The following is a 9,585-nucleotide window of genomic DNA, read 5'->3' as shown; positions in this document are numbered from 1 at the left end:
TGCATCGCAGGCAAGCGCGTCTGCCGAGGTGCGCAGCGCGCTCTCCACGTCGGCCGCGCGCACCATCACCACGCGGCGCGGATCGAGACCGAGCTCGGCGAGCCCGCTCATCGACAGCGCGCCTGTTTCGATGTCCGAAAAATCCTGCCGTATCCACAGCAGCGGCCGGCGCGCCGACACGCGCCCTGCGAGGCCCATGACAAACCCCGTTGCGGCCGTCCCCTGCCGCCCCTCGCAAAACACCTCGTGGATCGCCGCGCGCGCGAGCCCGCCCTTGAGGGCGGTGTCGACCTCGCCGTGGCCGAGTGCGACGCGATCATACTGATGCACGACCTCCGCCGTCTCGATGCGCTCGATCTGGCCGCGCAGGATCGCAAGCGCGCTGCTACGTGCGCCGCTCATGCTCGCCGCTCCTCAGAAATTGGTGCCGTGGTCTTCAAAAGAAGAACCAGCGGCTGGCTCATTTGTTCATGATATGTTCTAATATAAAGCTAACGGCGCCAGAAGAGTCAATCAAATTGGCGCGCCTAGGGATTCATGAGCTGAATCAAAGGGATTCCAACATGGACGTACAACGCAAGCTGGAAATTCTCGCGGACGCCGCCAAGTACGACGCGTCCTGCGCCTCCAGCGGCACCGAAAAGCGGGATTCCAGCGACGGCAAGGGCATGGGCTCGACCGCGCCAGGCATGGGGATTTGTCATTCCTACGCGCCGGACGGACGCTGCATCTCCCTGCTCAAGGTGCTGCTGACCAACGCCTGCAATTACGATTGCCTCTATTGCGTCAACCGCGCCTCCTCGAACGTGCCGCGCGCCCGCTTCACCGTGGACGAGATCGTCAAGCTCACGCTCGACTTCTACCGCCGCAATTACATCGAGGGGCTGTTTCTTTCCTCCGGCATCATCCGCAGTCCCGACTACACCATGGAACAGGTGGTCAGCGTCGCGCGAAAGCTGCGCGAGGAGCATCACTTCCGCGGCTACATTCATCTGAAGACCATTCCCGAGGCTGACGACACACTGATCGCGGAAGCCGGCAAATATGCCGATCGTCTCTCCATCAACATCGAGATGCCCGAGGAAACCAGTCTGCAGCAATTCGCGCCGGAAAAGGACGTGCGCGCGATCCGCCGCACCATGGGCCGGTTGCGGCTGAAGCTCGACGAAGCCGAGGAAGACCGCAACGCTAAAACGAAAGCAAAGCCGCAACGCTTCGCGCCCGCCGGACAAAGCACACAGATGATCGTCGGCGCCGACGCGGCCTCCGACCATACCATTCTCCACACCAGCGCCAATCTCTACGGCGCCTACCGGCTCCGGCGCGTCTACTATTCCGCCTTCAGCCCGATCCCTGACGCGAGCCGCGCTTTGCCTCTGGTACAGCCGCCCTTGCTGCGCGAGCATCGGCTCTACCAAGCCGATTGGCTGATGCGGTTCTACGGCTTCGACGTCGCGGAGATCGTCGACGACAGCGCCATGCTGCCGCTCGACATCGATCCAAAACTCGCCTGGGCGCTGCGCCATCGCGACCGCTTCCCGCTCGACGTCAACCGCGCCAGCCGCGAAGAATTGCTGCGCGTGCCTGGCTTCGGCACCAGGACGGTCGAACGCATCATCGCGACACGCCGCACCACCACGATCCGCCTCACCGATCTCGCACGGCTGCATGTGCCCCGCAACAAGGCGCTGCCGTTCATCGTCCTCAGCGATCACCGCCCCTCACCGCATCGTCTCGACGAAGCGCGGCTGGTCGAGCGGTTCAAGCCGAAGGCAACACAACTGGGGTTTGGCTTCTGATGCAGTACATCACCCTCGACACCGAAACCGATTTCGACGGCTGGCGCAATGCCGCGCGGACACTCGTGCTTCATCATGTGAAGCCCACCGATGTCACCTGGGCCGTGCAGGGCGGCGAAGCCGAGTTGTTCGCGCCGCCCGCGCCGTCTCCGATCCTCGAGGTGAACGACGGCACCTTCAGCGTATCCGCAAAATTCGTCGAACTCGCCCAGGCCGCAATCCTGCACCGCGATCGCCAGCGCTTTGCGATCCTCTATCGCCTGCTGTTTCGACTGAAGGACAATCACGATCTCATCGAGGTCGCGACCGATCCTGATGTCGCGCAGGTCACCGCCATGGCGAAAGCGGTCTATCGAGACGAGCACAAGATGCACGCCTTCGTGCGCTTCCGCGAGATCGGCCGGGAACGTGAGGCGCATTACGTCGCCTGGTTCGAGCCGGAGCATCACATCGTCGAGCTCGCCGCGCCGTTCTTCGCCAGGCGCTTTGCCGACATGCCCTGGTCGATCCTGACGCCCGATCTGTGCGCGCATTGGGACGGCCATGCGCTCACGTTCACCTCAGGCGTCAGCAAGAGCGAAGCGCCGAGCGAAGATCGGCTCGAGGAAACCTGGCGGCGTTACTACGCCAGCATCTTCAATCCGGCCCGGCTCAAGGTGAAGGCGATGCAGGCCGAGATGCCAAAGAAATACTGGAGGAACCTGCCCGAGGCTTCGATCATTAAGCCTCTGATCGAGGATGCCGAGCGCATGACGGGCGCCATGATCGCCAATGCCGCAACCGATCCGCACAAGCCTCAGAGGCGGCCGGAGGCTCCGATGACACGCAAGCTTACTGCCGACGATCTCGAAACGCTTCGCGAGGAAGCCGCGCATTGCCGCGCCTGCCATCTCTACAAGGACGCGACCCAGACCGTGTTCGGCGAAGGCCCGAAGTCGGCCAACATCATGCTGGTCGGCGAGCAGCCCGGCGACAAGGAGGACCTTGCTGGCCATCCCTTCGTCGGCCCGGCCGGTCAGATGCTCGACCGTGCGCTGGAGGAGGCAGGTGTCGACCGCAAGAAGGTCTATGTCACCAACGCGGTCAAACACTTCAAATTCGTGCCGCGCGGAAAGATCCGCCTGCACCAGAAGCCGAATACGCCGGAGATCCGGGCCTGCCGGCAATGGTATGAGCGGGAAGTGGCGGCGCTCCAACCCGAACTGATCGTCGCGATGGGAGCTACTGCTGCGCAAAGCGTGTTCGGCAAGATCACCCCGATCGGCAAGTCCCGCGGCCGCCTCATAGAGCTTCCCGACGGGCACAAGGCTTTGGTGACAGTGCACCCCTCCTACCTGCTGCGGCTGCCCGATCCGGAGGCGAAGGCGCTGGAATATCGGCGCTTCGTCGAGGATCTGAAGATCGCCGCCGGCCTGCAGAAGAAGGCGGCACGGGCTGCCTGATACTGGCAGGAAACGGCTTGGCGCCTTGGTTGGCGATCCGGTCTTCCCATACAAAGGGCCCGTGCAACACACGGGCCCTTTCCTTTGTGCTTCAAACGCGACCTTACGACGCCGCGAGCGATTCCTCGACCAGCTTGACCCAATAGGACGTGCCGTAAACGATCGCCTCGTCGTTGAAATTGTAGGCGGGGTGATGCAGGCCGGCGCTGTCGCCGTTGCCGCAGAAGATGAAGGCGCCGGGCCGCGCTTCCAGCATGTAGGCGAAATCCTCGCCGCCCATCAGCGGCGGCATCTCGTGCACATTGGCCTCGCCCGCGACTTGCTTGGCGATACGCCGCGCCACCTCGGTCTCCGCAGCGTGGTTGTTCACCACGGGATAATTGCGCTTGTAGTGCAAATCGATCTTGGCGCCGGTGATCTGCGCCACGCCCGCGACCACCTCGTGCACGCGCTTCTCGATCAGCTTGCGTACCTCCGGCGATAGGGTGCGGATGGTGCCCCTCAGCGTCGCCGTTTGCGGAATGACGTTGCGGGCATTGCCGGCGTGGAATTCGCAGATCGAGATCACGGCCGATTCCAAGGGATCGACGCTGCGCGCGACGATCGATTGCAAGGCGGTGATCACTTGCGCACCGACCAATACGGAGTCCACGCATTTGTGCGGACGCGCGGCATGGCCGCCGAGACCCTCGATCATGATGTCGACCTCGTCGGTCGCCGCCATGATCGGACCCGGCCGGATCGCAAACGAGCCGATCGGGATGCCGGGGCCGTTGTGCATGCCGTAGACCTGCTCGATGCCGAAGCGCTCCATCAGGCCGTCCTTGACCATGGCCGCGCCGCCGGCGCCACCTTCCTCGGCCGGCTGGAAGATCACCACGGCATCGCCCGCGAAGTTGCGGGTCTCGGCGAGATAGCGGGCGGCACCGAGCAGCATTGCGGTGTGGCCGTCATGGCCGCAGGCGTGCATCTTGCCCGGCGTTTTGGAGGCGTAAGGCAGGTTGGTCTGCTCCTCGACGGGCAGCGCGTCCATGTCCGCGCGCAGTCCGATGGACTTGAGCCCTTCGCCGGCCGGCTTGTTGCCCTTGATCACGCCGACCACCCCGGTCTGTCCGAGCCCGGTCACGACCTCGTCGCAGCCGAACTCGCGCAGGCGGTCCGCCACGAATGCTGCAGTGCGATGAACGTCGTACAGCAGTTCGGGATGCTCGTGGATGTCCCGGCGCCAGGCCTGAATATCGGGTTGGAGGTCGGCGACGCGGTTCACGATGGGCATGGAGGGTCTCAAGCTTTGTTGAAAATGCAGCCCTGTCTACCATGCAAGCGTCAGTCCACCCAACTGCCTGAGGGTCCGGGGGGGCTCTGTCCTCTCGTCATGGCCGGGCTTGTCCCGGCCATCCACGTCTGCCTATTTGGACAGAAAGCGCGTGGATGCCCGGGACAAGCCCGGCCATGACGCCTGTTTGGGTGGAAGCAGAATGCCAAGACGGCTCGAAGGTGAGTTTGACTACATTGTCGTCGGAGCCGGTACGGCGGGCTGTATCGTCGCCAACCGGCTCTCGGCCGATCCGAAGAATCGCGTCCTTATCCTCGAAGCCGGTGGCGACGACAACTGGATCTGGTTCCACATTCCCGTCGGCTATCTCTTCGCCATCGGCAATCCGCGCTCGGACTGGATGTTCAAGACCGAGGCCGAGCCGGGCCTGAATGGCCGTTCGCTGGCCTACCCTCGGGGCAAGGTGATCGGCGGCTGCTCGGCGATCAACGCCATGATCTCGATGCGCGGACAGGCCGCCGACTACGATCACTGGCGCCAGCTCGGCATGACCGGCTGGAGCTATGACGACGTGCTGCCGTTATTCAAGCGGCTGGAAGATCACTTCCTGGGCGCGAGCGAGCATCACGGCACCGGGGGCGGCTGGCGCATCGAGGCGCCGCGGCTGTCGTGGGACGTTCTCGATGCCGTCGGCGACGCCGCCGAGGAGATGGGCATCAAGCGCATTCCGGATTTCAACACGGGCGACAACGAAGGCACCAGCTATTTCCATGTCAACCAGAAGCGCGGCCGGCGCTGGTCATCGGCGCGCGGTTTCCTCAAGCCGGCGCTGAACCGCGCGAACCTGCGGCTCGAGAAGCACGTGCTGGTCGACCGCCTCATCATCGAGCGGGGCCGCGCGGTCGGCGTGCGCTTCGTCCAGAACGGCGAGATCATCGAGGCGCGGGCGAAGCGTGAGGTGATCCTCTCGGCCGGCTCGATCGGATCGGTGCAGGTGCTGCATCGCTCCGGCATCGGACCCGCCGACTGGCTGTCGCCGCTCGGCATCGAGATCGTCATGGACAAGCCCGGCGTGGGACGCAATCTGCAGGACCACCTCCAGCAGCGCGCGATCTACAAGGTCGAGGGCGTGCGCACGCTGAACGAGACCTATTACAACCTGTTCCGCCGCGGCCTGATGGGGCTTGACTACGCCTTCCGCCGCCGCGGCCCGCTGACCATGGCGCCGTCGCAGCTCGGCATCTTCACCCGCTCCGATGCGACGCGTGCACGCGCCAACATCCAGTTCCACGTGCAACCGCTGTCGCTCGACAAGTTCGGCGATCCCCTGCACCGCTTCCCCGCCATCACGGTGAGCGCCTGCAATCTCCAGCCGACCTCGCGCGGCACCGTGCGGCTACGTTCGGCAACGCCGGACGAAAAGCCGATCATCGCGCCGAATTATCTGTCGACCGACGACGACCGCCAGGTCGGCGCCGACGCCATCCGCACCACGCGCCGCCTGATGCGGCAGAAGGCGCTCGCAAAGTATCGTCCGAGCGAATACCTGCCCGGTCCCTCCGTCGGCGACGACGATGCTTCGCTTGCGAAGGCCGCCGGCGATATCGGCACGACCATTTTTCATCCCGTCGGCACCGCGAAGATGGGCGCTGCAAGCGATCCGATGGCGGTGGTCGACGAGCGCCTGCGCTTCTACGGGCTCGAAGGCTTGCGCATCGTCGATGCCTCGATCATGCCGACGATCACGTCGGGGAATACAAATACGCCGACCGCGATGATCGCGGAGAAGGGCGCGACGATGATCCTGGAGGATGCGAAGTAGCATCCGGTCATCATGATCAGTCAGCGCTTCTCCATCGGCCCCGCCGGCGCAGAAATCGCCATGCTGCAATGGGGCGAGCGTGGCAGGCCGCCTGCTCTGCTCGTGCACGGCACCGGCTTCGTCGCCGCCGTCTGGGACGAGGTCGCGCGCGAGCTTGCGTCGGCCTACACCGTCTATGCGCTCGATCGCCGCGGCCACGGCGCCAGCCACAAGCCGAGCAGCTATCATTTCCTGGATTATGCCGATGACGTTTGCCGGGTGGTCGATGCGCTCGAACTGCGCGAGATCTACGGCATTGGCCACAGCGCGGGCGCGACCGATCTCCTGCTCGCGGCCAAGCTCTTGCCCGGGCGTTTCACGCGTCTGTTCGTGATGGAGCCGACCATCATGGACCCGCGCGCAGCACGTTCCGGAGGACTGGACGAAGAGTCCAGTTCCCGCGTGCAAGGCGCGCTGCGCCGGCAGGCGGAATTCGACAGCCACGATGCCGTCTTCAGCCGCTACCGCGCGGCGCCGGCATTTGCGGATTGGACCGAGACCTCGCTGCGGGCTTATGCGCGCCACGGCTTCGCGCCGCTCGACGACGGCCGGGTCCGGCTCTGCTGCACGCCCGAGATCGAGTCGGCGATGCTGCGTCCGATCTACGAGGCGATGACCCAGGTTTACATTGGCGATGCTCGCGGCAATCCGTTCGGCTCGCTCGCCGAGATCGACTGCCCGGTGTGCGTCGCGACCGCTGCAAAGTCGGGGCCGGTGTACAAAGTGATGGCGCGACGCGCGGTGTCGTTGATTCCGCAGGTCAGCACGATGCTCTTCGAGGGCGCCGGACATTGCGCGGCGCAGGAAGTACCGGCGGCCGTGGTGGAGGCCGTGCGGGAGTTCGCGAAGTAGGTCTCGTGCCCCGGACGCGGCGCAGTACGCAAGTGATGCGCTGCAAAGCCGGGGCCCATCTCACCGCGCGCCCGCGGCCTTCTGGGTCCCGGCTCTGCGCAGCAACGCTTGCGCGTTGCAGCGCGTCCGGGACTCAAGACCCCACCTCACGAAATCGTCATCCCATCCGGGAATAACTCCCTCCCTCCTCCAATCATCTCCCCGACGCCCAATTCCGGGCACGAGGAGATGCGCGATGAGCGGACACGATCACGGCGCCGACGGCGTCAGCCGCCGCAAGGTGCTGGAATGCATGACCTGGGCTGGCACCGGTGTGCTCTGGACCATCACCGGCGGCGTGCCGCGTTCGCTCGGCATCATCGACTCCGCGCAGGCTGCGACCGCCGCGGCGCCGGGCATGACCTTCCTCCAGATCAGCGACAGCCATGTCGGCTTCGACAAGCCGGCCAATCCCAACGCGCTCGGCACGCTGGAGGAGGCCGTGGGCAAGATCAACGCGATGCCGGCCAAGCCCTCCTTCATGATCCACACCGGCGACATCACTCATCTGTCCAAGGCCGCCGAGTTCGACAATGCCGAGCGCATCATCTCGCAGAGCAAGCTCGACGTGCATTACGTGCCCGGCGAGCATGACTTCATCGACGAGGAGGTGAAGCTCTATCGTGAGCGTTACGGGCGCGGGACCAAGGGCCAGGGCTGGTATTCGTTCGATGCCGGCGGCGTGCACTTCATCGGCCTCGTCAACGTCGTCGACCTCAAGGCCGGTGGGCTCGGCAATCTCGGCACCGAGCAGCTCGCCTGGCTCGATGACGATCTGCGCGGCAAGTCGAAATCAACACCCATCGTGCTGTTCGCGCACATCCCGCTTTGGACTGTCTATCCGGAATGGGGCTGGGGCACCGAGGACGGCGGCCGTGCGCTGGAACAGGTGAAAGGCTTCGGCTCGGTCACCGTCCTGAACGGTCACATCCACCAGGTCATGCAGAAGGTCGAGGGCAACGTCACCTTCCACACCGCGCGCTCGACCGCCTTCCCGCAACCGGCGCCGGGAGCCGCCCCCTCGCCCGGACCGATGAAGGTCGAGGACGCAAAGCTCCGCAGCATGCTCGGCGTTGCCAGCATCAACTTCAAGCAGAACGAGCAGCGGCTCGCGATCATCGACACGCCGCTCCAGGGCTGATTCAGGTTGAACGGAAGCTGACAATGAAGACACTCAATCGCCGCGACTTCGGTGTCGCCGTGGTCGCGGCCGCCCTGCTGCCGATCACAACTGCCCGCGCCGACGACAACATGGAGGTGCATATCGATAATTTCGTTTTCCAGCCGGCCGAGCTAAAGATCAAGGTCGGCACCACCGTGACCTGGACCAACCGGGACGACATCCCGCACACCGTGGTGTCGGCCGGCAAGTTCAGGTCCAAGACCCTGGACACCGACGACAAGTTCTCCTTCACTTTCACCAATGCGGGCGACTACAAGTATTTTTGTTCGCTGCACCCGCACATGACGGGGATGATCAAGGTTGAGTAACGTCTCCAACCAAGGCATCAACGTCCTGCCCGGCCGGTGGTCCCACGCCGGCCGGGCTCCTGCGTCTCCGGCGACATCAGGCGAAACGGCAAAGCGAGCGGCGATGCCAGCGACAAGCGACGATCTGGACAAGGCGCGACGTTTTCGCGAGGCGGCGCTGCCCTATCTCGACGACGTCTACACGCTCGCGCGCTATCTGCTGCGCGATGCCTCCGATGCGGAAGATGCGGTGCAGGAGTGCTACCTGCGCGCGCTGAAGCACTTCGACAGCTATCGCGGTCCGGCGATGAAGCCCTGGCTGTTCGCGATCCTGCGCAACGTCTGCAACGCCGAATATGCGCGTCGCGCGCACAGGCCAAGCGCGCTCGAGGATACGCCCGGCGCCTCCGAGCAGACGCCGATCTGGCAGGAGAACGAGGCAAGCCCCGAGACCGAAGTGCTGCGCAGCCGCGATGCCGGTGCGATCCGCAAGCTGATCGAGACGCTCGCCGAGCCGTTCAAGGAAACCTTCGTGCTGCGCGAGATCAACAACCTGTCCTATCGTGAAATCGCCGAGGCCGTCGGCGCACCCGTCGGTACCGTGATGTCCCGCCTCGCCCGCGCCCGTGCCATGCTGCGCGCGGCCTGGACGGCGGAAGAGGAGCACTCCAGATGACCTGCGACGAAGCAAGGATCCTGCTTCATGCGCTGCTCGACGGCGAGCTCGACGCCGGCCATGCCCGCGAGGTCGAAGCGCATATCGCAGGCTGTCCAGCCTGCGCCGCCGAGCTCGCGGCACAGCGCGAGATGCAGCGCGTGCTCGCCGACACTGATTTGCGCTACACC

Annotated in this window: 9 protein-coding genes and 1 pseudogene; 8 read left to right on the top strand and 2 right to left on the bottom strand. The window is 64.7% G+C overall.

The window, feature by feature from the left end; translation table 11 throughout:
- Positions 1–402, bottom strand: a pseudogene (locus MOV74_RS21510) (DNA repair protein); the annotation flags it as partial.
- A gap of 161 nt (positions 403–563) precedes the next feature.
- Here MOV74_RS21510 and MOV74_RS21505 point away from each other — a divergent pair.
- Together MOV74_RS21505 and MOV74_RS21500 are read left to right on the top strand one after the other, a co-directional pair.
- Positions 564–1,799: a putative DNA modification/repair radical SAM protein gene (locus MOV74_RS21505; protein WP_246926443.1), complete on the top strand. Its 1,236-nt coding sequence runs from the start codon at positions 564–566 to the stop codon at positions 1,797–1,799.
- On the top strand, positions 1,799–3,241 hold the full coding sequence (locus MOV74_RS21500) for a UdgX family uracil-DNA binding protein (protein WP_246926440.1): 1,443 nt from the start codon (positions 1,799–1,801) through the stop codon (positions 3,239–3,241). Before MOV74_RS21505 ends, MOV74_RS21500 begins: the two co-directional genes overlap by 1 nt.
- 103 nt (positions 3,242–3,344) lie before the next feature.
- Here MOV74_RS21500 and MOV74_RS21495 read toward each other — a convergent pair whose 3' ends face one another.
- Positions 3,345–4,517: a M20 aminoacylase family protein gene (locus MOV74_RS21495; RefSeq protein WP_246926438.1), complete on the bottom strand. Its 1,173-nt coding sequence runs from the start codon at positions 4,515–4,517 to the stop codon at positions 3,345–3,347.
- 202 nt (positions 4,518–4,719) lie between these two features.
- On the opposite strand from MOV74_RS21495, the gene MOV74_RS21490 reads away from it, so the two are divergent.
- The 6 genes from MOV74_RS21490 to MOV74_RS21465 form a co-directional block, all read left to right on the top strand.
- Complete coding sequence (locus MOV74_RS21490) at positions 4,720–6,339, top strand: GMC family oxidoreductase (protein ID WP_246926437.1); 1,620 nt, start codon at positions 4,720–4,722, stop codon at positions 6,337–6,339.
- A gap of 12 nt (positions 6,340–6,351) precedes the next feature.
- A complete protein-coding gene (locus MOV74_RS21485; protein WP_246926436.1) occupies positions 6,352–7,230 on the top strand; it encodes an alpha/beta fold hydrolase in 879 nt (292 codons plus the stop codon).
- 235 nt (positions 7,231–7,465) lie between these two features.
- Positions 7,466–8,410: a metallophosphoesterase gene (locus MOV74_RS21480; RefSeq protein ID WP_246926434.1), complete on the top strand. Its 945-nt coding sequence runs from the start codon at positions 7,466–7,468 to the stop codon at positions 8,408–8,410.
- Positions 8,411–8,433: 23 nt separating this feature from the next.
- Positions 8,434–8,760, top strand: coding sequence for a cupredoxin family copper-binding protein (locus MOV74_RS21475; RefSeq protein ID WP_246926431.1), 327 nt, complete (start codon positions 8,434–8,436; stop codon positions 8,758–8,760).
- Between the two features lie 103 nt (positions 8,761–8,863).
- Entirely contained in the window at positions 8,864–9,415 is a 552-nt protein-coding gene (locus MOV74_RS21470; protein WP_246926429.1) for a sigma-70 family RNA polymerase sigma factor, read from the top strand.
- Positions 9,412–9,585: anti-sigma factor (locus tag MOV74_RS21465; RefSeq protein WP_246926445.1), on the top strand; the 174-nt coding region annotated here is incomplete at its 3' end. The genes MOV74_RS21470 and MOV74_RS21465, both read left to right, overlap by 4 nt.

Source organism: Bradyrhizobium sp. SHOUNA76, assembly GCF_023006445.1.
Taxonomy (GTDB): domain Bacteria; phylum Pseudomonadota; class Alphaproteobacteria; order Rhizobiales; family Xanthobacteraceae; genus Bradyrhizobium.
Note: the sequence above shows the minus strand (reverse complement) of the source record. Positions and strands in the feature narration are given on the sequence as shown.

What these genes read in the sequence shown, in the direction of transcription:
- MOV74_RS21485 (WP_246926436.1), top strand. Translation starts at nt 6,352, where the DNA reads ATGATCAGTCAGCGCTTCTCCATCGGCCCCGCCGGCGCAGAAATCGCC.
- MOV74_RS21470 (WP_246926429.1), top strand. Translation starts at nt 8,864, where the DNA reads ATGCCAGCGACAAGCGACGATCTGGACAAGGCGCGACGTTTTCGCGAG.
- MOV74_RS21480 (WP_246926434.1), top strand. Translation starts at nt 7,466, where the DNA reads ATGAGCGGACACGATCACGGCGCCGACGGCGTCAGCCGCCGCAAGGTG.
- MOV74_RS21495 (WP_246926438.1), bottom strand. Translation starts at nt 4,517, where the DNA reads ATGCCCATCGTGAACCGCGTCGCCGACCTCCAACCCGATATTCAGGCC.
- MOV74_RS21500 (WP_246926440.1), top strand. Translation starts at nt 1,799, where the DNA reads ATGCAGTACATCACCCTCGACACCGAAACCGATTTCGACGGCTGGCGC.
- MOV74_RS21505 (WP_246926443.1), top strand. Translation starts at nt 564, where the DNA reads ATGGACGTACAACGCAAGCTGGAAATTCTCGCGGACGCCGCCAAGTAC.
- MOV74_RS21475 (WP_246926431.1), top strand. Translation starts at nt 8,434, where the DNA reads ATGAAGACACTCAATCGCCGCGACTTCGGTGTCGCCGTGGTCGCGGCC.
- MOV74_RS21490 (WP_246926437.1), top strand. Translation starts at nt 4,720, where the DNA reads ATGCCAAGACGGCTCGAAGGTGAGTTTGACTACATTGTCGTCGGAGCC.